The sequence below is a fragment of the Arthrobacter antibioticus genome (assembly GCF_030063205.1).
In the GTDB taxonomy this organism is placed as follows: Bacteria; Actinomycetota; Actinomycetes; order Actinomycetales; family Micrococcaceae; genus Specibacter.
In genome coordinates this window covers 1-21,939 of sequence record NZ_JASISQ010000013.1, presented here as the reverse complement: position 1 = coordinate 21,939, position 21,939 = coordinate 1, and the positions used below count along the sequence as shown (strand labels likewise).

The 21,939-nt window shown below is 58.7% G+C and carries 18 protein-coding genes; 6 read left to right on the top strand and 12 right to left on the bottom strand.

Annotation, left to right across the window (positions count from 1 at the left end; genetic code table 11):
• Positions 1-409 precede the first annotated feature (409 nt).
• Positions 410-877, bottom strand: coding sequence for a thioredoxin-dependent thiol peroxidase (bcp, locus tag QMG40_RS17210; protein WP_283532370.1), 468 nt, complete (start codon positions 875-877; stop codon positions 410-412).
• Positions 878-1,118: 241 nt separating this feature from the next.
• Between bcp and QMG40_RS17205 the strand changes: the two genes are divergently transcribed.
• Genes QMG40_RS17205 through QMG40_RS17195 form a run of 3 tightly spaced genes read left to right on the top strand, consistent with a single transcriptional unit; the run spans position 1,119 to position 3,248 of the window.
• On the top strand, positions 1,119-1,862 hold the full coding sequence (locus QMG40_RS17205; protein WP_283532368.1) for an SDR family NAD(P)-dependent oxidoreductase: 744 nt from the start codon (positions 1,119-1,121) through the stop codon (positions 1,860-1,862).
• Positions 1,855-2,421, top strand: coding sequence for a MarR family winged helix-turn-helix transcriptional regulator (locus tag QMG40_RS17200; RefSeq protein ID WP_283532367.1), 567 nt, complete (start codon positions 1,855-1,857; stop codon positions 2,419-2,421). Before QMG40_RS17205 ends, QMG40_RS17200 begins: the two co-directional genes overlap by 8 nt.
• Positions 2,418-3,248 carry an SDR family oxidoreductase gene (locus tag QMG40_RS17195; RefSeq protein ID WP_283532366.1) on the top strand — a complete coding sequence of 277 codons (831 nt, stop codon included), beginning with the start codon at positions 2,418-2,420 and terminating at the stop codon, positions 3,246-3,248. Before QMG40_RS17200 ends, QMG40_RS17195 begins: the two co-directional genes overlap by 4 nt.
• A gap of 99 nt (positions 3,249-3,347) precedes the next feature.
• Here QMG40_RS17195 and sucB read toward each other — a convergent pair whose 3' ends face one another.
• The 6 genes from sucB to QMG40_RS17165 form a co-directional block, all read right to left on the bottom strand.
• Positions 3,348-4,736, bottom strand: coding sequence for a 2-oxoglutarate dehydrogenase, E2 component, dihydrolipoamide succinyltransferase (sucB, locus tag QMG40_RS17190; RefSeq protein ID WP_283532365.1), 1,389 nt, complete (start codon positions 4,734-4,736; stop codon positions 3,348-3,350).
• Positions 4,729-6,120, bottom strand: a complete 1,392-nt coding sequence (gene allB, locus QMG40_RS17185) for an allantoinase AllB (RefSeq protein WP_283532364.1) — start codon at positions 6,118-6,120, stop codon at positions 4,729-4,731. The genes sucB and allB overlap by 8 nt, the downstream gene beginning before the upstream one ends.
• Positions 6,113-7,270, bottom strand: a complete 1,158-nt coding sequence (locus tag QMG40_RS17180) for a glycerate kinase (RefSeq protein WP_283532363.1) — start codon at positions 7,268-7,270, stop codon at positions 6,113-6,115. The genes allB and QMG40_RS17180 overlap by 8 nt, the downstream gene beginning before the upstream one ends.
• Positions 7,271-7,279: 9 nt before the next feature.
• Positions 7,280-9,058, bottom strand: a complete 1,779-nt coding sequence (gene gcl / locus QMG40_RS17175; protein WP_283532362.1) for a glyoxylate carboligase — start codon at positions 9,056-9,058, stop codon at positions 7,280-7,282.
• 151 nt (positions 9,059-9,209) lie between these two features.
• A complete protein-coding gene (locus tag QMG40_RS17170; protein WP_283532361.1) occupies positions 9,210-10,088 on the bottom strand; it encodes a 2-hydroxy-3-oxopropionate reductase in 879 nt (292 codons plus the stop codon).
• A gap of 34 nt (positions 10,089-10,122) precedes the next feature.
• Positions 10,123-10,917 carry a hydroxypyruvate isomerase family protein gene (locus QMG40_RS17165; protein WP_283532360.1) on the bottom strand — a complete coding sequence of 265 codons (795 nt, stop codon included), beginning with the start codon at positions 10,915-10,917 and terminating at the stop codon, positions 10,123-10,125.
• 161 nt (positions 10,918-11,078) lie between these two features.
• On the opposite strand from QMG40_RS17165, the gene QMG40_RS17160 reads away from it, so the two are divergent.
• A complete protein-coding gene (locus tag QMG40_RS17160) occupies positions 11,079-11,390 on the top strand; it encodes a hypothetical protein (protein WP_283532359.1) in 312 nt (103 codons plus the stop codon).
• 92 nt (positions 11,391-11,482) lie between these two features.
• Here QMG40_RS17160 and QMG40_RS17155 read toward each other — a convergent pair whose 3' ends face one another.
• From QMG40_RS17155 to QMG40_RS17140, 4 genes are read right to left on the bottom strand one after another with little or no spacing between them, the layout of a single operon-like run.
• On the bottom strand, positions 11,483-12,295 hold the full coding sequence (locus tag QMG40_RS17155) for a bifunctional allantoicase/(S)-ureidoglycine aminohydrolase (RefSeq protein WP_283532358.1): 813 nt from the start codon (positions 12,293-12,295) through the stop codon (positions 11,483-11,485).
• Between the two features lie 11 nt (positions 12,296-12,306).
• Entirely contained in the window at positions 12,307-13,575 is a 1,269-nt protein-coding gene (locus tag QMG40_RS17150) for a DUF6986 family protein (protein WP_283532357.1), read from the bottom strand.
• A 2-nt stretch (positions 13,576-13,577) separates the two neighbouring features.
• Positions 13,578-15,185 carry a malate synthase A gene (aceB, locus tag QMG40_RS17145; RefSeq protein WP_283532356.1) on the bottom strand — a complete coding sequence of 536 codons (1,608 nt, stop codon included), beginning with the start codon at positions 15,183-15,185 and terminating at the stop codon, positions 13,578-13,580.
• Positions 15,182-16,588: an NAD-dependent malic enzyme gene (locus tag QMG40_RS17140; protein ID WP_283532355.1), complete on the bottom strand. Its 1,407-nt coding sequence runs from the start codon at positions 16,586-16,588 to the stop codon at positions 15,182-15,184. Before QMG40_RS17140 ends, aceB begins: the two co-directional genes overlap by 4 nt.
• Positions 16,589-16,794: 206 nt before the next feature.
• Here QMG40_RS17140 and QMG40_RS17135 point away from each other — a divergent pair, with 206 nt between their 5' ends.
• Positions 16,795-17,550 carry an IclR family transcriptional regulator gene (locus QMG40_RS17135; protein WP_283532354.1) on the top strand — a complete coding sequence of 252 codons (756 nt, stop codon included), beginning with the start codon at positions 16,795-16,797 and terminating at the stop codon, positions 17,548-17,550.
• Positions 17,551-17,787: 237 nt separating this feature from the next.
• Here the strand turns inward: QMG40_RS17135 and aceE are convergent, their stop codons facing one another.
• Positions 17,788-20,529, bottom strand: coding sequence for a pyruvate dehydrogenase (acetyl-transferring), homodimeric type (gene aceE / locus QMG40_RS17130; protein WP_283532353.1), 2,742 nt, complete (start codon positions 20,527-20,529; stop codon positions 17,788-17,790).
• A 291-nt stretch (positions 20,530-20,820) separates the two neighbouring features.
• On the opposite strand from aceE, the gene QMG40_RS17125 reads away from it, so the two are divergent.
• Positions 20,821-21,663, top strand: coding sequence for an SDR family oxidoreductase (locus QMG40_RS17125; RefSeq protein ID WP_283532351.1), 843 nt, complete (start codon positions 20,821-20,823; stop codon positions 21,661-21,663).
• Positions 21,664-21,939 lie beyond the last annotated feature (276 nt).

Genomic DNA, 21,939 nt, shown 5'->3' with positions numbered 1-21,939 from the left:
TTCTAGGTCATTGCTGGCATCCACGGTGTCGGCTATACGAACAACACAAATAGTTTCGTATCGTGGAACTGTTATTTCAGCATATGAATAGTGAACCGCATCACAGCCGAGATGTCAATCACAACAACTGTGTGTAATGCTGGCGGCAAAGAAGCTCCTGTTTACTGGCGGGTGGCTGCGTACAATCATTGCTGCAACAAGGCGGGCAGGCAGGTGGGCGGGTCCGTGGCCGGTAGGGGCCAGGGCTGAGGCTGAAAGTCTTCACTGCCCGTGCCGGGCTCGTGCAGCGCAACCGAGGCCCAGGTTTTGAGGGCCGTTTTGAGGGCTGCTTTGAAGGTATGGGTTCAAGGCATGGCAAAGCAGCACACCGCGGCAGAATGCCGCTGGTGCGCTGCTCGAGGGTGTGGGCTTAGAGTCCTAGTTCCGTGCGCAAGCGGGCTACGTGACCCTCCGCGTTGACGTTGTATTCTGCACTGCGCACCGTTCCATCGGCATTGACCACTACCGTGGAGCGCAAGGTGCCGATCATGGTGTTGCCGTTGATTACCTTTTCACCCCATGCTCCCCAGGCTTCAGCCACCTCGTGATTGGCGTCAGAGAGGAGGGGGAAGTTCAAGCTGAACTCCTCGGCGAAAGTGGTTAACGCTTCCTGCGGGTCAGTTGAGATGCCCACAACGTCAACTCCGGCGCCCTGAAGTGCAGTGAGGCTGTCGCGGAAATCGCAAGCCTCGGTGGTGCAGCCGGGGGTGGCGGCCTTCGGGTAGAAGTAAACGATGACCTGGCGCCCGGCGTAGTCGGTTAGTGAAACGGTTTTACCGTTGGCATTCGGAAGGCTGAAGCCAGGGGCTGTTTGAGCGGCGCTGAGTTGCTTTGACATTTTTGCTCCAATGTTTTCATTATACGGAATAATTATTTTGCTGTATGGAACAGCGTAATGACACCGGCATGCAACGTCAACGTCGTGTCCGGCATGCGGGCGCTACCTTAGTGTCTCGCATTGCCGGATCGGAGCGCGTGGCGGCTGGCAATACTGCTATTTAGTGTCGCAACGACAGTAAAAGTGTTATGCTGTCTGTACGACATAAAATTTGCCGGGATACCAACCCCAAGGAGAAATCATGCTCTTCGATCAGCAAACCGCACTCGTCACCGCCTCAGGAGCCGGAATTGGCCGCGCCATTGCCCAGCGGCTTGCCGCAGAAGGTGCGGCGGTGGTTGTTTCCGATGTCAATGACGCCGCCGGTGGCGAAACCGTGGCCCTGATCACTGCAGCTGGGGGACGGGCCGCCTACAAGCATGCCGATGTCAGCAAATCCGAAGACATTAGCGCACTGGTAACTTTCGCCGTTGAAACCTTTGGTTCCTTGGACTTGGCGGTCAACAACGCGGGCTTGGGCGCCATGCCCAAGGATATCCAAGACGTCACCATCGATGACTGGGACCGCACCATCAACGTCACCTTGCGCGGGACCTTCTTGTCCATGCAGGCTGAAGTTGCCCACTTCCGTGCAAACAATGGTGGTGCCATAGTTAATGTGGCTTCAATTGCGGGTATCTCAGCAACGCCGAAACTAACTCCCTATGGCGCATCCAAGCATGGCGTTGTCAGCCTCACCCGCAGCGTGGCATTGGAGAACGCAGCGCATGGAATCCGTGTCAATGCGGTGGCCCCTGGAGCCATTGAAACCGCAGCATTGGCGGCCCTGCCAGCGGATGCCAAGGCCGGCTACGCTGCTGAAGTTCCAATGAACCGGCTGGGCCGTTCGGAAGAAATTGCCAATGCCGTGGCATGGCTGCTCTCCAAGGAAGCCAGCTTTGTTACCGGTGTCATACTGCCGGTTGACGGTGGCACCAATGCCTAAGCTCTCCGAAGCTCAAGAGCGCCAAACCGTGGGCGGTGGCGATGGCCAACGAGCCGCGCTGATTAGCTCCCTGACGCGGATCATCAGCGAATGGTCGGCACCGGACTTCCTCACAGCGGTGGTCGCGCGGGAAGGAGTGGACCTTGATCCCGGGGCAATCACCATGATCACCATCCTCTCCGATCAGGGCCCGCAACGGCCATCGGTGCTGGCCAGGCATATGGTGACGGGAGCATCAAACATCTCCAAGATCGTTGCCCGGCTGACGGCGGCAAAATTGTCCGCGCGGATTGCAGATCCTCGTGACGCACGTGCTCACCTGGTAGCACTCACCGCGGATGGTCAACGTGTTGCAGACACGTTTGTGCGTGCCGGTGACGGGCTTGTGGAAGAACTATTACACGGCTGGAGCCCTCAAGAACGAGATGACCTACTCGTCTCGTTGGAAAAACTTGAATCTGCCACAGTGAAACTGGCCAAGAGCATTACAGCAAAAGTCCCCACCGAAGGACGCGATCCTTCACCTACCCCTCAAACACTTCAAGGAGACCCGCAATGAGTGCTTCATCCAACCCCACAGAGAACTCCAGCAACAATCAGCAGCAACGTACCTACGTCATCACCGGTGCCGGCTCAGGCATTGGACTTGCAACAACCAATCTCCTGCGCGAACGTGGCGCCCGCGTAGTGGGAGTTGACCTCCGCGGTGCCGATGTTGAAGCAGATCTCAGCACAGCGGCCGGACGAAAAGAAGCCGCAGAGTTGGCCCTCACGGCAGCTGACGGGAAAATCGACGCCGTCATTGCCTGCGCCGGGATCTCCGCACCCATCCCGCTGACAGTAAGCGTCAATTTTTTCGGTGTCACGGAGTTTCTTCAGCACCTGGCACCTGCCCTGGCAAAAAGCGCAAGCCCGCGTGCCGTCGTCGTCAGTTCCATGGCTTCTTTGCAGCCCAACTCCCCGGAACTGGTGGAAGCACAGCTCGCCGGTGATGAAGAAAAAGCGGTGGCTATTGGCGCCACGCTGGCTGCCTCGGGCCCGGAGGCCGGCTACCTGAACTATCCCTCGAGTAAGCGGGCACTGAGCCGCTGGGTGCGGCGGGAATCCATCACACCCACCTGGGCCGGGGCTGGCATTCCGTTGAACGCGGTAGCACCAGGGACTGTCATCTCGCCCATGACGGAACAGCTCCTCGCTACTGAAGAAGGCCGGACAATGGTGGACTCCCATGTTCCCATGCCGCTGAACTACCATTCAGAAGCCATTGTCATCTCCAAGCTGCTGGCCTGGCTGACAAGCGAAGAAAACACCCACACAACAGGACAAACCATCTACACCGATGGCGGAGCAGATGCTTCACTGCGCGGGGACAACATCTGGGACTAGCTCCCGGCACGTGCGAGGAAAACAAAATCTAAATACAAACAGGGAGCCGCAGCTCAACGCTGCGGCTCCCTGGTTTATCTCTGGATCATGGCGAATGTATTACAAGCCCAGATCGTCCTGGAAAGCGGCCCCCTCAAGACGCATCCGGACCGTTTGAAGGAAGCGGCCCGCATCGGCCCCGTCCACGAGCCTGTGGTCGTAGGTCAGGCACAGGTACATCATGTGGCGGATAGCCAGAAGATCATCCCCGTCCGGGCCCGTGACCACCACGGCACGTTTAACAATGGCACCAACACCTAAGATTCCCACCTGCGGGGCGTTGATGATGGGGGTATCAAAGAGTGCACCCACCGAACCAATGTTCGTGATGGAGAACGTTCCACCGCTGAGCTCATCGGCCGTGATGGAACCATCGCGTGTACGGGCGGCAACATCGGCAATACCAGCTGCCAAACCGGCCAAATTCAACGTTCCAGCGTTGCGAACCACCGGTACCAGCAGACCCTTAGGCGCATCCACGGCGAAGGCGAGGTGCTCACCATCGTGGTAGGTGATGTTTCCAGCGGCCTCGTCAAAGGAAGCGTTGAGCATGGGATGAACCTTCAGCGCCTCCGCCACTGCCTGAGCAATGAACGGCAAATACGTCAGATTCACCCCATTGGCAGCAGCGAATGACTCCTTTGCCCGCGCCCGCAATCGCACAATGGCGCTGACATCCACCTCGTGCACCTGTGTGAGCTGCGTGGAGGTGTCCAGGGATTCGCGCATGCGCTTGGCGATCACAGAACGAATCCGTGGCGCCTTCACTACCGTTCCACGCAGATTTGCGGACGCGGGAGCCCCAGCTACTGGTGCATTTTTAGGTACTTGTGTTGGCGCAGGAGGCACGACGGCGGCACTTGGCTCAGGCGGTGAAGCGGCAGCGGCAGCGGCTGTAACGTCACTGCGACGAATGCGAGAACCAACGCCGGTACCGCTCACCGTGGCAAGGTCAACTCCGTGCTGGCGTGCCAGCTTGCGCACCAGCGGAGTGACATAGGTGGCTGATCCGGCCAACGCCGGGGGAGCCTGGGTTTCCGCAGGCGGCGTCAGGGAGGCCGAGGCCGTCCGCGGCCGATTGGCCGGAAAGCCGCCGAGGGAATCCCGGTCCGCCGGGGGCCCCGCCGCCGGGGTTGCAACTGGCGCAGCCGCCGGGGTTGCAACTGGCTCAGCCGCCGGTGCTGTCCCGGAGTCGGTCGACAGGGTTGAATCCGCGGAGCCGATGATGGCAAGGACGGATCCGACTTCGGCAACCTCGTCCTCGGCCACCACGATGCTCTGCAGGATTCCTTCGAACGGTGAAGGAATTTCGGTATCCACTTTGTCGGTGGAGACTTCCACGAGCGGGTCATCAATGCTGACGGTGTCGCCCACGACTTTAAGCCAACGGGTAACAGTTCCTTCGGTGACGCTTTCGCCCAGAGCGGGCAGCAGCACTGACTCAGTCATTTACCGTCCGTTCCACTGTGATTTCGCCGCGGCGCAGCAGCCGGCCGGTGGGGGTGATGCCGTCGAGTTCATGACCGCGCAGGAATGTGCGCCTGACAACACCGGAGAGCGCACGCCCGTCGTAAGGGGTGATGGGGTTTTTGTGCTTGAGCTTCTTCACATCGACCACAAACGCGTCATCGGCGGCGAAAATGGAGAAGTCGGCGTCGTATCCCGGTGCCAGTTTGCCCTTGCGGTGCAGTTGGACAAGCTCCGCCGGAGCGGTGGACATCCAATGGATGACCTGCTCCAACTCAATACCGCGTTGGCGGGCCTCGGTCCAGATCAGCGACAGACCCAACTGGAGGGAGGAGACTCCGCCCCAGGCCACGGCAAAGTCACCGTTTTCCAGGTCCTTAAGATCCAGGGTGCTGGGGGAGTGGTCTGAGACGATGCAATCGATGACGCCGTCACGCAGTCCCTGCCACAGCTTTTCCCGGTTAGAGGCTTCCCGGATGGGCGGGCAGCACTTATAAGCGGTGCCCCCGTCGGGGATTTCCTCTGCCATGAGTGTCAGGTAATGCGGGCACGTTTCCACGGTCAGCTTCACACCGTCGCGGCGGGCACTGGCAATCATGGGCAAGGCATCTGAGGAGCTCAAGTGCAAGATGTGCGCCTTGGCGCCCGTCCAGCGGGCACGTTCAATGACCTCGGCAATGGCCAGGTTCTCGGCGCCGCGCGGACGCGAAGCCAGGAACTTGGAGTATTGATCGCCCTGGGCTGTGGGTGCACGGTCAATGGTGCGTGAGTCTTCGGCATGGACAAGCATAAGGGCGTCGTACCCCGTTAGCTCCCGCATGTCCGCTTCCATCTCATCAGGATCCAGCGGCGGGAATTCATCCACCCCAGAGTGCAGTAGGAAGCACTTGAAACCAAACACGCCGTCGTCGTGCAAACCGCGCAAGTCTGAGATATTGCCGGGGATGGCGCCACCCCAGAATCCAACGTCAACAAACGCCTGGTCTTGCGCTACGCTGCGTTTGAGTTCCAGGGCGTCCACGTTGGTGGTGGCCGGAATGGAGTTCAGGGGCATATCGATGATGGTTGTCACCCCGCCTGCCGCGGCGGCACGAGTGGCTGAGGCAAAGCCTTCCCAGTCGGTGCGTCCGGGTTCATTGACGTGCACATGGCTGTCGACCAAGCCGGGAATCAACGTTTCATCATCAGCTAGCTCAATGACTTCCCTGCCCTGGAGGTTGTTCCCCAACGGCTCCAAAGCAATGACAACACCGTCACGGACGCCCACTTCACGCGGGGCAATGCCGGCGGTGGTCAGTACCCGGTTGCCGCGAATAACGAGGTCATAGCCGCCGTCGTTCGTGTCGCTTCCTGCAATATTAGACATACGAGTTCTCCTCTTCCTTACCTGTTTGGGCAAGTCGGGTGCCAATCAAGGCACCAATTTCAGTCAGCAGGGCCCCTGCGTTTTTCATGCAAACGTCCGTGTCGGCTTCAATGTCCGTCAGCGCGTAGCTGTGGGCAAAGCCGGCATTGGCCAAAATCTCCGGCGACAAGGTGGTGCGCCCGCACACGGCAACAACGGGAACGCCCGCGGCGCGGGCCGCGGTTGCTACGCCCATGGGCGCCTTGCCAAAGAGGCTTTGTTCATCAAGGCTACCCTCGCCTGTAATGACAAGATCGGCGCTGCCCATTTTTTCGGCTAATCCGGTCAAACCCAGAATCACCTCTATGCCAGGGCGGCGTTTGGCGCAGAGTACCGCAAGTGCGGCGTAGCCAGTGCCACCAGCTGCACCTGAGCCGGGTGCGTCGATGGCGTCTACAGCCGCTGTGCCAAGGGCATTGGCCATGATACGGAAGTAGCGCTCTAAGGACTTTTCCAAATGTTCCACATGGGCGGTGGTGGCTCCCTTTTGCGGACCAAAAATTGTTGCCGCACCGTCTGGTCCCAGCAGTGGGTTGTCCACGTCGCTGGCTAATGTGAAAGTAACGGCTCCCATGCGTGGGTCAAGTCCGGTGAGATCAATGTTGGTGACCTGGGACAGGGCCCCGCCGCCGGGCGGCAAATGCTGCCCGGCGGCGTCCTTAAATGTTGCTCCCAGCGCCGCAAGCATCCCTGAGCCGCCGTCAGTTGACGCGCTTCCACCGACACCGAGCACAATCTCCGTACAGCCATGATCCATGGCGGAGGAGACCAACTGGCCGGTGCCATAGGTAGTTGCGGCCAACGGGGAGAGTTGGCCATTGTGCAAAACAGCGAGCCCGGAAGCTGCCGCCATTTCAATCACAGCCACTTTGCCGTCAACGGCGTAGTCGGCCGTGACCGGTTGGCCCGTGGGCCCTTGCACCAGAGCGCTGACCCGGGTAAAGCCGGAGACAACCACGGCGTCGATGGTACCCTCGCCGCCGTCGGCTACGGGCATGAGATCAATCTCCAGCCCGGCGTGCGCGCTGCGCAGGCCGGCCGCCAAATACTTGGCAACCTCCGGGGCTGAAAGGGAACCCTTGAACTTGTCGGGGGCGAGGATGATGCGCATGGTTCGTCCCTAGTCCTGCAGGGCCAAGATGGCGGTGGGGGCGTCAGCTGCGTACTGGGCGATGTCTTCGATTTCATTGACATTGTCCAGTTCGGTGCCCATGGAAATGTTGGTGACACGCTCCAGGATGGCCTCAACAACCACAGGAACCTTGAACTCCTCCATGAGACGCTTTGCCTCGGCGAACGCGGCAGCCATATCCTCGGGGCGCTCTACACGGATGGCCTTGCAGCCCAAGCCTTCGGCAACCTTGAGGTGGTCAACACCGTAGCCGTTGGTCTCCGGTGAGTTGATGTTATCGAACGCCAGGGACACGTGGTAATCCATCTTGAAGCCGCGCTGGGACTGACGAATCAAGCCCAGGTAGGAGTTGTTCACAACCACGTGGATGTAGGGGAGGTTGAACTGTGCGCCCACGGCCAGCTCTTCAATCATGAACTGGAAGTCGTAGTCGCCGGACAGGGCAACAACGGTCTGGCCCGGCTTGCCGCGGACAACGCCCAAGGCTGCCGGCAGGGTCCAGCCCAAGGGGCCGGCCTGTCCGGCGTTGATCCACTGGCGGGGTCCAAAGACGTGCAGCATCTGGGCGCCGGCGATCTGCGAGAGACCAATGGTGGAAACGTAGGTGGTGTCCGGACCAAACGCGGCATTCATTTCTTCGTAGACGCGCTGTGGCTTCATGGGCACGTTATCGAAGTGAGTCTTGCGCTGCAGTGAACCCTTGCGAGCCTGGCAGTCCTTTGACCAGGTGCCGTAGTCCGGTACACCGAAATCGGCCTTGCGCTCACGAGCAACTTCCAGGAGTATCTCCAAGGCTGCTCCGGCGTCGGAAACGATGCCCAGATCCGGTGCGAATACGCGGCCGATCTGGGTGGGCTCAATGTCCACGTGCACAAACTTGCGGTTTCCGCGGTAGGTGTCAAGGCCGCCAGTGTGGCGGTTGGCCCAGCGGTTGCCGATGCCGATGACGGTATCTGATTCCAGGAACGTGGCGTTGCCGTAGCGGTGCGAAGTCTGCAGGCCAACCATGCCGGCGCTCAGTGGGTGGTCATCGGCGATGGTGCCCCAGCCCATGAGTGTGGAGATGACCGGGATGTTCAGAAGTTCGGCCAGCTCCACCAGCTGTGCTGAGGCGTTGGCGTTGATGATGCCGCCACCAGCAACGATAAGCGGCTTCTCGCCAGCGAGCAAGATATCTAGTGCCTTTTCAGCCTGCTTGCGTGTCGCGGCGGGCTTGTTCGGAACCAACGGCTCGTAAGCGTCGATGTCGAATTCGATCTCTGCCATCTGCACGTCGATGGGCAGGTCCAACAGAACCGGGCCGGGACGCCCTGAACGCATCAGGTAGAACGCCTTCTGGAAAGCGCCGGGAACCTGGCCAGGCTCCTTGACGGTCATGGAAAGTTTAGTCAAGGGAGCCGCGATGGACTCGATGTCCACAGCCTGGAAATCTTCCTTGTGCAACTTGGCAACGGGGGCCTGGCCGGTGATGCACAGCATCGGGATGGAATCAGCCTGGGCTGCGTACAATCCTGTGATCATGTCAGTACCTGCGGGGCCGGAGGTACCGGTGCAAACGCCAATGTTGCCTTCGGCGGCACGTGAGTAACCGTCCGCCATGTGTGAGGCACCTTCCATGTGGCGGGCCAGGGTGTGGTTTAAGCCGCCATGCTCACGCATGGCTGAGTAGAACGGGTTGATGGCTGCTCCGGGGAGACCGAAGATCTCCGTGGCGCCTTCTTTTTCCAAAATCAAAACGGCTGCGTCAACGCTGCGCATCTTAGCCATGGTGTTGCTCCTTTAAAAATTTGTGGTTGCCCGGTATGGGCAAAGTAGAACGGTGCGGCGGTGGTGTTTCTAAGGTGGGATTCCCGCCGTCGAACGTCTCGAAGATCATTCGACGGCGGGAAGATTGAGGGCGAACCCCGGAGTAGTTTTTTTACTTGTTTCCGGAGGAAGCCAGGACCTGCTTGAACAGGGCCGAGTGGTCCAAGCCGCCGTCGCCCTGGGCAACGATGGCGGTGACCAGCTGGGCAACAGCGCCACCCAAGGGAACCGAGATGCCGGCTTCACGGGCTGCTGCTGTGACAATGCCGAGGTCCTTATTGTGCAGGGCCAGACGGAAGCCGGGATCGAAGTTGCGATCAAGCATCTTCTGGCCCTTCTGCTCCAAGACCTTGGAGCCGGCCAGACCGCCGCCAAGAACCTTAAGGGCGGCGTTGGTGTCCACTCCGTAGGCCTCAAGGAAAGCAATAGCTTCGGCAAGTGCCTGGATGTTCACGGCCACGATCAGCTGGTTAGCTGCCTTGACTGTCTGGCCTGAGCCGGAGGGACCCACGTGGACTATGGTCTTGCCCACGGCGTTAAGAACATCAGCGGCATCGGCGAAGTCCTTGGCGTCACCGCCAACCATGATGGAAAGTACGCCGTCAATGGCACCCTGCTCGCCGCCGGAAACCGGTGCGTCCAAGGGACGAATACCAGCTGCTACGGCTGCTTCGGAGAGACGCTTGGAAACGTCCGGGCGGATGGAGCTGGCGTCTACCCAGATGGCACCCTTGCGGGCGTTGGCAAAGACGCCCTCTTCACCGTTGACTACTCCTTCTACATCCGGGGAGTCAGGAACCATGGTGACGATGACATCGGCGTCCTTGACGACGTCGGCAATGGAAGTTCCGCCGCGGCCCCCTGCTGTGACGAGCTTGTCAATGGCGCCTTGGCTGCGGTTGAAGCCTGCAACTGTGTAGCCTGCTTTGATGAGGTTGACGGCCATGGGCAGGCCCATGATGCCGAGTCCGATTACTGCAACGTTGCTCATAATGTGTCCTTTGCGTGAAATGTGAGGAGGAGTTTTAGTTGGCCGGCTGGCGGATGGCCCAGCTGAAGGCATCTGCTGCAGCGGCCTTGTATTCCAGGCCGATGGGGCCGTTGTAGCCAAGTTCGCGGCTGCGGGTGATCCATTCGCCCAAGGGTAGAGTGCCGGTGCCGGGGGCGCCGCGGCCGGGGTTGTCGGCGATCTGAATGTGGCCAAAGTCCTTGGCGTAGTTTTCAATCACGGCGGGGACGTCGTCACCGTTGACGGCGAGGTGGTAGAAATCTGCAAGTAGCTTGACGTTGTTTACCCCTGCTGCTTCGGTCCGGGCGATGATGCCCATGACATCCGCGGCGGTCTTCAACGGGTAAGCGGGTGTGCCTGAGACTGGTTCCAGGAGTACTGTGCCTCCAATGGCAGCAACCCCCTGGGCAGCTGCGACCAGGTTCTTCACACCAAGTTCATCTTGCTCCTGTGCAGTGAATTCTTCTTGGCGGTTGCCGTAGAGGGCGTTGAAGTGCTTGCACCCCAGGCGTTCGCCAATACCTGCCACGACAGCAATATTGTCCTTGAACTCGGAGCAGCGACCCTTCCAGGAAACCAAGCCACGGTCTCCGCCAGGCATGTTCCCGGCGTTGAAGTTCAATCCAGTCAGCTGCACGCCAGCATCGGTGATGGCGCGCTCAAAAGCTGCAACGTCGGCGTCGGCCGGGACGGAGGAGTCAAAGGGCCACCAAAATTCCACTGCATCAAAACCGGCGGCCTTCGCTGCTGCGGGGCGTTCCAGCAGGGGAAGCTCCGTCAGGAGGATGGAGCAGTTCACTGTGTACGACATTTTAGGTCCTTCCAAGGAATCGACGATTCCTGAGTTCTCATATTGTGGAAATTAGTTTCTGCCTAATGAAAAGTCTAGAGAAGGTCTCTCCCGTAGTCAAGGTGGCAGGAGGACTTAGTTGTGTTCCACGCCATAATCGTTGCCGTGCTAGTCTGGCGCGCATGAATTCTGCCGGTGAACAAGACAGTCAGGGGCGCTCATGGGGCTCACGGATGAGAGCTACCGTAGTGCCGGTTCTAGCCCTGGTGGCGGTGATAACCGGAATCCTGTTGGCGATGGGGGCTAGTGGAAGCGCCGAATTTGGCTGGTTTGCGTATGCGCCGCTATCGAATGAGATGGTTTCATCGAACGCTCTTTTCTTCATCGGGCCACGGGCCAAAGTTGGACTGGCGAGCATGGCGCTGGGGTTGATGTTGCTCGCGTTCTGGTCCGGGTACCGCACAGCCCTGCGGCGAAAGTCGGCGCATTTCTGAGCCGTGACATAAAAAGCCCCCGGTTGCGTGATAAGCCCCCCGTCAACGGGGGGCTTATCACGCAACCGGGGGCCGAAGCCACGCTGTGGTGCTTATGTCAGTTTGATCTGACGGTTCATGTCCTTGTACAGCAGGTAACGGAACTCGCCCGGGCCACCGGCGTAGCAAGCCTGCGGGCAGAAGGCACGCAGCCACATGAAGTCTCCTGCTTCCACCTCAACCCAGTCGTTGTTGAGCAGGTACATGGCTTTGCCCTCCAACACGTAAATGCCGTGTTCCATGACGTGGGTTTCCGGGAACGGAATAACCCCGCCTGGCTGGAACGTAACAATATTCACTTGCATGTCATGCGCCAAGTCGGAAGAATCCGTAAACCGGCTGGTCTTCCACGCGCCGTCGGTGTCCGGCATGGCCGTGGGCTCAACTTCGCTGTCACTGGTAACAAACGACTTTGCCTCATAGCCTTCGAGGCGCTCGTAGGCCTTGCGGATCCACTGGAAAGTCACGACGTCGTTGGAGACATTCTCCAGACCCCAGGCGTCACCGGCGGCGAGGTAAGCGTAACCACCCTCGTCGAGCTGGTGGAGTTCACCTTCCAACGTCAGGTTGACCTTGCCTTTGGTGACGAAGATGACGCCTTCCACGCCGGACTCGAACTCAGCGCGCGGGGCACCACCGCCGGCGCCAATCTCAACGATCAACTGAGAGAAAGTGGTGGCGAAACCGGAGATCGGGCGGGCCAGGATCCAAGAGCGGGTGTTGGAGAAGCCCGGCAGGGTGCTGGTGACAATGTCTGTCATGACGCCCTTGGGGATGACCGTGTAGGCCTCCTTGACAATGGCACGCTCGGTGGTGAGATGTGTTTGCGGCGGTAGGCCGCCTTCGGGGGAGTAATACTTGCCCATAGGGGAGTCCTTTAGCTAGAAACTGTGGCGAGCCGGGGGTGAGCCAGCGCCGTGAGTTGTGATTGGTCAAGAGTTGTCAGCGAGAGCACTTCACCGGCGTTGGAGGCACCGCACACCAAACCGCGCAAAATGAAGTTCGCCAAGGCGCGGGCCGTTGCCGGCTCATCCATGACAGCGCCTGGTGTCTGCAGGACGTAGTTGCGCAACCGCACGGCCGCTCTGGGCAGCCCCTGGCGGTAGAAGGCATACGTTGCACTGAAACGGCTCGGCAGCTGGGCCGGATGCAAATCCCAGCCCTGGTAATAGCCGCGTTCCAAAGAGCGGCGCACCAAGCGCCCGTGCAAAGCCCAAGCCGACTCGGCGCCGTCGCCCACTGGCATGATGTTGGTTGAGCCGTCGGAGAGGCGGATACCTGTTCCGGCAACTCCCAACTGCATGATTTCTTTGGCCAGGTCGGCAACGGGGTGTTCCATTGACTGGTACTCGGCGGAAATTTCCAGCGAGGCACTGTAGTCGTAGGTGCCGTAGTGCAGACCGCTGATGCGGCCGGGGACAGCATGGGCCAGTTGGGCCACTGGAGAATTTCCGGCAGGACCCAAAATGAGCTGTGGGGTTTCCACCTGCACCTCAAAGCGCAGGCGTCCGGGGGTCAAACCGTGGATTTCCTCTAGGCGGCTCACCGCGAAGTCCATGGCCTTGACCTGATCCACTGTGGTGACTTTAGGGAGCGTCAGTACCAGGCCCTCTGGCAGTTCGCCGGCCGTGGCCAGTGTTGAGACGAACAAATCCAGAGTCCGTACGCCGCGGGCACGCGTGGGGGCTTCGAAGCATTTGAAGCGGATACCAATGAACGGAGGTGCCGTGCCGGCGTCCACTGCGGCACTAACAGCCTTACCGGCTGCCACTGCTGCAGCATCCTCTGCCTCGTCACCACGATCACCAAAGCCGTCTTCGAAATCAAGACGCAGGTCTTCAATGGGCTCGCTGGCTAACTTGTTAGCTACGCGAGTTGCAATGGCTGTTGCCAACTCCGCGTCCTGGCCCAGCAGTGCGCCGAGCTTTTCCAGTCCACCGTAAGCGTCAATGGCGGCTAAACCTTGTGCGCCCCAATCTGCGGCAAACGTGGGAGTGAACTTATCTGCTGGTACGTAGACCGTGTGGACCGGCTGGCGGGTGCCGTCATCTCCTGGGTAGTTCTTTTCAAGAAGCTGATCCGTTGCTGCACACTCTGATTCAATATGCGCCAAATCTGCCGCATTCAGTGAGGGTTTCGCGGCCATTCTTAGCCCACCAGTTCGTAGGCGGGAATGGTAAGGAAGTCGGTGTAATCCTCGGAGAGGCAAATATCACTGATTAGTGCGCTGGCGTCCTTGTAGTACTTCTGGAACGTTTCCTCGCCCACTTCACCGCGCAGCTTTTCCGTCTCTTCGGAAAGGATGCCGGTGACGAGCTCACGGGTGACAACGTTGCCGGAGTCCGCAAGCTTGGTTTTGTTGCGGATCTGCTGCCAAACCTGTGAACGGGAGATTTCGGCAGTGGCGGCATCTTCCATGAGGTTGTGGATGGCTACTGCACCGTTACCTGAAATCCAGACTGCTGTGTAGGCAACAGCCACATAAAGGTTAAGCCGTAAGCCTGCTTCAGTTGCCTCGCCCTGGGCAGAAGAGATGTCCAAGAGCTGGTCTGCCGTGACATTGACCTCGGGACGGAGCTTGTCCAACTGGTTCGGGCGGTCACCAAGAACCGCGTCAAAGACTTCCTGGCAAACAGGAACCAGATCCGGGTGGGCCACCCATGAACCATCAAAACCGTCATTGGCTTCGCGGGTTTTGTCATTACGAACCTTTTCAAACGCTGCTGCCGTCACTTCCGGCTCGCGGCGATTGGGGATCACAGCGGCCATGCCGCCCATGGCAAACGCGCCGCGAGCGTGGCAGGTTTTTACCAGCAGTTCGGTGTAGGCGCGCATGAACGGAGCCGTCATTGCGACCTGAGCGCGGTCCGGCAAGGTGAAGGCTTCACCGGCGTCACGGAAGTACTTGATGATGGAGAACAAGTAGTCCCAGCGCCCGGCGTTCAAGCCCGAGGCGTGATTGCGCAATTCGTAAAGGATTTCATCCATCTCAAAGGCGGCCGGGATGGTTTCAATCAGCACAGTGGCGCGGATGGTGCCCTGGGGGATGGCCAGGTAATCCTGGGCAAACACGAAGACGTCATTCCAAAGCCGTGCTTCACGGTACGTTTCCAGTTTCGGCAGGTAATAGTAAGGCCCCTGCCCGTTGGCAATAAGTGTTTTAGCCGTGTGGAAGAACAGAAGACCAAAGTCTGCCAACGCACCTGATGACTGCTCGCCGTCGACCAGAATGTGGCTTTCGCTCAGGTGCAAGCCGCGGGGGCGGGCAACAACCACTGCCAGCGGAGCATCGGTGCGCAAACTGTACTCCTTGCCTTCGGGCGAGGTGTAAGCAAGGGTGCCTTCAGCGGCGTCCTTGAGGTTCAATACGGCGTCAACCACATTGGACCAGAGCGGGGTGGAGGCATCTTCAAGATCTGCCAGCCATACTTTGGCGCCGGAGTTCAGCGCATTGATGGCCATCTTTGCCGGTGAAGCGGGGCCGGTCATTTCTACGCGACGGTCCTCCAAGGCGGCAGGTGCGGGGGCAACCTTCCAGTCGCCTTCGCGGATTGATTTGGTCTCCGGCAAAAAATCCAACTTGCCGGTTTCGGCAACAGCTTCGCGCTTGGTGCCGCGGGCAGCCAGCAGTTCCTGACGAACAGGGTTGAAACGGCGGTTGAGCTCGGCCACAAAAGCCAAGGCCTCAGGGGTGAGGATCTCTTCGGCGCGCGGGATCGGTGTTGGATCGGTGACTGTTACTGACTGGTTGCTCATGCGTTGGTCCTTTCGGAAAGTGTTGAAGCTGCTGCGGAAGCCACGGCTGCTGCAACGTCGCCGGCCACATGCGGGTCGAAGACACTGGGAATGATAAAGCTTGCATTGAGTTCGGATTCATCGACGCGCTCAGCGATGGCGGTAGCAGCTGCTACCAGCATCTCATCTGTGATGTCGGAAACGCCCGCATCCAGCAACCCGCGGAAGAAGCCCGGGAAAGCCAAAACGTTGTTGATCTGGTTTGGGAAGTCGCTGCGTCCGGTGGCCACCACTGCGGCGTACTTGGAGGCAATGACCGGGTCAACTTCTGGAGTGGGGTTTGCCATGGCGAAGACGATTGCCTTCGGTGCCATGGCGGCAACCTGTTCCTCGCCCAGGACATTGGGCCCGCTGACTCCGATGAAGACATCGGCTCCAACCACGGCGTCGTGGAGTATGCCGTTGAAGTTCTCCGGGTTGGTGTTGTTGGCCAGCCAGGTGCGGTGGGCATCCGTGTAGGTCTCGTCGCGGTTGACTGCGCCATTGCGGCCGCAGGCCACAATGTTGTTGGCGCCCTGTGCCAGAAGCAACTGGATGATGGCGTTGCCAGCAGCGCCAACACCCGCCACCACAATCTTGACGTCTTCGATTTTCTTTTCAACAACCTTCAAGGCGTTGGTTAGGGCTGCGAGGGTAACAATGGCTGTTCCGTGCTGATCGTCGTGGAAGACCGGAATGTCCAGTTCTTCCTTGAGGCGACGCTCAATTTCAAAGCAGCGAGGAGCGGCGATGTCTTCAAGGTTGATGCCCCCGTATACCGGAGCCATGGCCTTGACGATCATGATGATCTCTTCTGTGTCCTTGGTGTCAAGGCAAACCGGCCAGGCATCGACGTTGGCGAACTGCTTGAACAGTGCTGCTTTACCCTCCATGACGGGGAGTGCGGCAGCCGGACCAATGTCGCCCAGGCCCAGAACGGCGGTGCCGTCGGTGACAACTGCGATGGTGTTGCGCTTGATGGTGAGGTTGCGGGCCGCGGCAGGATCCTCGTGGATAGCCATGCAGACACGGGCGACGCCGGGAGTGTAGGCCCGTGATAGGTCATCGCGGTTGCGAATGACGAATTTGGAGTTGACCTCGAGCTTGCCGCCCAGGTGCATCAGGAACGTGCGGTCTGAAACGTGCATCACGTGAACGCCGTCAAGGGCCTCGAGGGCGTCCTTGATACGGTCTGCGTGGGCGTCGTCTGTGGTGTTTGCGGTGATGTCTACAACGACGCTCTCGTGCTGGGATTCAACAATGTCCAACGCTGTGACGGCGGCACCGGCCGAAGCGGCTGCAGCAGCGAGTTCGCTGGTGACGGTGAAATTTGAAGGAGCAGTCACGCGAAGGGTGATGGAGTTGCCGGGGCTAGGATTCGCCATTGAGATTCCTTGAGATTGGGCCCGTATGGGCGAGTCGACACTTACGATTGTTTTCGTATAATGGATATTATTATCTATCTGGTGGAATTTCAAGCTCTGTAGGATATTTCTACGACGGGATGCAGAGTGAGGTATGTTGGGTATTTGGAATATACATGCCACCATGTGGATTTATTGGTGTCGTAGGACTATGTAGGAGACAGACCATGGCAGCAAAAGCAAGCGGTGGAGTGCAGTCCGTAGAGCGCATTTTCGAACTGCTCGAACTCATCACCGATGCCGGTGGCAACGTCACGCTCAGCGAACTATCCGCATCCACTGAGCTGCCCTTGCCCACCATTCACAGGCTGCTACGCACATTGGTTGCCCTTGGCTACATTCGCCAGCTCCCCAGCCGCCGCTACGCGTTGGGGCCCAGACTGATCCGCTTGGGAGACGGTGCCACCAAGCAGCTTGGCGCCATGGCTATGCCTCAGCTGGATACGCTGGTGCGTGAGCTAGGGGAAACGGCCAATATGGCGGTACTTGACACCGACATGGTGATTTACATAGCCCAGGTCCCATCCCCGCACTCCATGCGCATGTTCACGGAAGTTGGACGTAGGGCGCACACTCATGACACCGGAGTGGGCAAGGCGTTGTTGGCCCAGCTGGACAATGAGACTGTGCGCAGCATTGTTGATCGCAAGGGAATGCCCACGCCAACGATCAAGAGTCACGGGACTATAGAGACCCTGCTGGCAGACTTGGAAGTTATCAGGGAACGCGGCTATGCCATCGATGAGGAAGAGCAAGAGATCGGTGTTCGTTGCTTTGCCATGGCTGTCCCCGATGCTCCCACCCCGACGGCGATTTCCGTTTCCGGACCGGTGCAGCGCGTCGATGAACTCTTTGCCAATCGTGCAATCCCGATGCTGCAGCAAGCAGCGTTGGTCATCTCCAAGGAACTCAACCGCAACTAGCGCACTTAGCCGGATGGGCGGGTTCGAGGATGCCGTTCGCACCCCGTTGAGGTTGGAGCTAATGACACCGCGGAGGGGATGAAGGGGCGTCATTAGCTCCAACCTCAACGGGAGGGCTGAGCCTCGGGGGTCGCCACGCCCTCCGGGGCTGCGCTGATACAACAGCCAAGAACACGAAATAGCTAAGGGACGTCATCTTCTGATGGCGTCCCTTAGCTATTTTCTTACTCTTGTTGGTTAGCTGTCGCCGCCGGTGTTGCCGGTGGTTCCTGCGTTGATGTTGAGGAGGTCGTATTTTTGGGCTGCTTGTTGTGGTGTGTTGGTGTCGATGTCACCGTTTTTAGCGAGCATTTGCAGGGTGCGTACCACTATGGAGTGAGAGTCGATTTTGAAGTAGCGTCGTGCTGCTGCGCGGGTATCGGAGAAACCGAAGCCGTCTGCGCCGAGGGTCGCGAAGTCATTAGGCAGGAATTGACGGATTTGATCCGGGACTGCTTTCATGAAGTCACTCACGGCGATGATGGGTCCGTGCGCGTCAGCCATTTTCGCTGTGATGTACGGGGTGCGTGGGTCTTTTTCCGGGTGTAGGAACGCGTCTTCTTCAGCCGCGAGGCCATCGCGACGGAGCTCGGTCCAGGATGTTACTGACCAGACATCGGCTGCGACCCCCCATTCATCGGCAAGGATTTGCTGTGCTTCTAGGGCCCAGGGCACGGAGACTCCTGAAGCCAGGAGCTGGGTACGGGGCCCGTCATGCTCGCTTTTCTTGAGCAGATAGATCCCGCGGGTGATCCCTTCAACATCGATATCTTCGGGTGCTTTAGGTTGAATGATCGGCTCGTTATAAACAGTGATGTAGTACATTACGTTAGGATCCGTGGAGTCTTTACCGTACATCCGCTCTAGACCGGTGCGGATAATCACCCCGATCTCATACCCGTAGGCGGGATCGTAGGTGATCACTGCCGTATTGGTAGAGGCCAGGAGGGGGGAGTGCCCATCAGCGTGTTGGAGGCCTTCACCGGTGAGGGTAGTCCGCCCGGCGGTGGCACCAATAATGAACCCGCGCGTCATTTGATCCCCGGCAGCCCAGAACTGATCCCCGGTGCGTTGGAAACCAAACATGGAGTAAAACACGTAGACCGGGATCAATGGTTCCCCGTGGGTGGCGTACGCGGTACCGGCGGCGGTAAACGCCGCGACGGAGCCTGCTTCGTTAATACCGGCATGAACGATCTGCCCGGAAATGGACTCTTTATACGCTAAGACCAGATCACGGTCCACGGAGAGGTAGTTCTGCCCGTTGGGGTTGTAGATCTTCGCGGTCGGGAAGAACGCATCGATACCGAAGGTCCGTGCTTCATCCGGGATGATCGGGACAATACGCTGACCAATACCCTTATCGCGCATGAGGTCTTTAAGTAAACGCACGAACGCCATCGTGGTCGCGGCATGTTGCTTACCCGAGCCACGATTAGCGACTTCGTAGGTTTTATCCCCGGGGAGTTCTAACGCGGTGTGTTCAGAGCGGCGCTCGGGCACGAACCCGCCCAGGGCCCGGCGGCGTTCCATCATGTACTGAATTTCCGGGGTATCCATCCCGGGATGGTAATACGGGGGACGGTACGGGTCCGCTTCAAGGACTTCATCAGAGATCGGCAGACGCAGGTGAGTACGGAAATCTTTCAAGTCCGAGAGCGTGAGCTTCTTCATCTGGTGCGTGGAGTTACGTGCCTCGAAGTGTGTCCCGAGTCCGTAACCCTTCACGGTGTGGGCCAGGATCACGGTGGGCTTGCCCTTGAACTCGCTTGCAGCTTTATACGCGGCGTAGACCTTGTGGTAATCATGGCCGCCACGCTTGAGGTTCCAAACCTCGTCATCAGAAAGATGCGCGGCGAGTTCTTTAGTCTGGGGTGTTTGCCCGAAGAAATGCTCCCGAACGAACCCGCCAGATTCTGCCTTGTACGTTTGGTAGTCACCATCAACAGTGTCATTCATGACCTTGACCAAGGAACCATCTTCATCACGGGCAAGGAGGTCATCCCACTCACGACCCCACAAAACCTTGATCACGTTCCAGCCAGCACCACGGAAGAACGCTTCGAGTTCTTGAACGATCTTCCCGTTTCCACGAACCGGACCGTCCAAGCGCTGTAAGTTGCAGTTAATAACAAACGTTAAGTTATCCAACTTGTCATTAGCGGCCAGTTGCAGCAGCCCACGCGATTCAGGCTCGTCCATTTCACCATCACCTAAAAACGCCCAGACCTGCTGCTCAGAGGTGTCTTTAATGCCACGGTTATGTAAATACCGGTTCGATTGCGCCTGATAAATAGCGTGCATCGGCCCGATACCCATCGAGACCGTAGGGAATTCCCAGAACTCCGGCATTAACCGTGGGTGGGGGTAAGACGACAGTGCATGGCCTTCCTTGGATTTCTCCTGACGGAAACCATCCATGTCTTCCTCGCTCAAACGCCCCTCAAGGAAAGCACGAGCGTACATACCAGGCGAGGCATGACCCTGGAAGAAAATCTGGTCTCCACCACCAGCGTGATCCTTGCCACGGAAGAAGTGATTGAAACCCACCTCGTACAACGTCGCAGCACCAGCATAAGTGGAAATATGCCCGCCCACACCAATCTCAGGAGCCTGCGCACGATGCACCATCACAGCAGCATTCCACCGCAACCACGCACGATATTTACGCTCGATCTCCTCATTACCAGGAAAAACAGGCTCCTGATCAGCAGGAATCGTATTAACATAATCAGTCGTAGTCACCATCGGCACACCAACACTCTGCGCACCAGCACGCTGGAGCAAACTACGCATAATGTACTGGGCACGCTCAGTGCCACGCTCCTGAATCAACGAATCCAAAGACTCAAGCCATTCAGCAGTCTCTTCCGGATCACGATCAGGGAGCTGATTAGTCAACCCGCTAAGGATATGGGAGTTGTTCTCGGGATGGAGCATTGGTACCTCTTTCCACGTTGTGTTCGTACACCCCCGCGATGGAGAGGCGCCGGAGTCTGGCCCGCCATTCGTTCTTCGTCGAACGTGGCCGGGACGTGGGGCGGACTGGTCAAGTGCCCCATTATGTAATTATCACTATATGAAAACAAAATCTTGTATGTTGAGATTACTGCGCTCAGATCAGAGATGCAAGACGCACCATTTCGGGACGTCTTTGTGGCCTGAGGTTTGACGGGTAGTGAGGCGAATCCTATAATTCTCTCCAATATCAGGCCCCAGTAAGGAGCAGGCATGAACAGCGAAGACGAACTACCGGTACCAGCCAGCGATACCCAGGATGAAAGCACCCAGAACGCCAGCACTCACTATGCAGGTGCCTGGAACGGAAGTGATGCCAAGGTGCTGGTGGTCACCGGCGCAGGCTCCGGTATTGGCCGAGCAGTTGCCCAAGCAGGTCTTGCTGCCGGCTTTCGTGTGGTCTTGGCCGGCCGGCGTGAACCCGAACTGGCATCCGCTGCGGGTAGCCATCCACAAGCGCTGGTTGTTCAAACAGATGTGTGCGACCCAGATCAGGTGGAGGCCTTGTTCGCCCAGACAGTGGAACGATTCCGGCGGGTTGACGTATTGTTCAACAATGCTGGCATTTTTGGTCCCGCCGGGTCTGTGGATGAAATCTCCCTCAGCGACTGGAACGCCACTATGGTGGTGAACCTTACCGGTGCCATGCTCTGCGCCGCGGCAGCCATCCGGACGATGAAAACCCAGCAACCGCAAGGTGGGCGGATCATCAACAACGGCTCAATCTCCGCCCATTCACCGCGCCCGCGCTCGGTTGCCTACACCGTGAGCAAACACGCCATCAGCGGCTTGACTAAGTCGATCGAGTTGGACGGACGAGCTTTCGGTATTAGCGCCGGACAAATAGATATTGGGAATACCGCCACTGACATCATGGCCACCCTGGACGTAGCAACCGGTGCCCTGCAAGCCAACGGCACACTGATGGTGGAACCGATGTTCCCAGTTCAGGAAGCCGCCCGCACCGTGCTGTTCATGGCGAGCCTGCCCGCCAGCACCAATATTGGCCACTTGGTAGTTACAGCCGCAGGTATGCCTTTTATTGGTCGAGGCTGAGCATAGGTGGTGAGGAGCTGTTGAGCTCCTCACCACCTATGAGCACGTTACACAGATCGCCGACGGCGGCCACCCGGTTTTTGTGGGGTGGCCACTGTCGGTTTTTTGTTGGAGGTGTCAGGGGGTGGTGGGGGTGATGGGAATGCTGGCGGTGATGGGTATTTCTTGGTTGTTGGCGTCGAGGAGTTTGCCGTTGTCCCAGTGGTCTCCGTGTTGGAGGCAGTGGGCTATTTCGGCGGGGATGAGTCGGTCTGTTCCGGCGGCGAAGACGGAGGG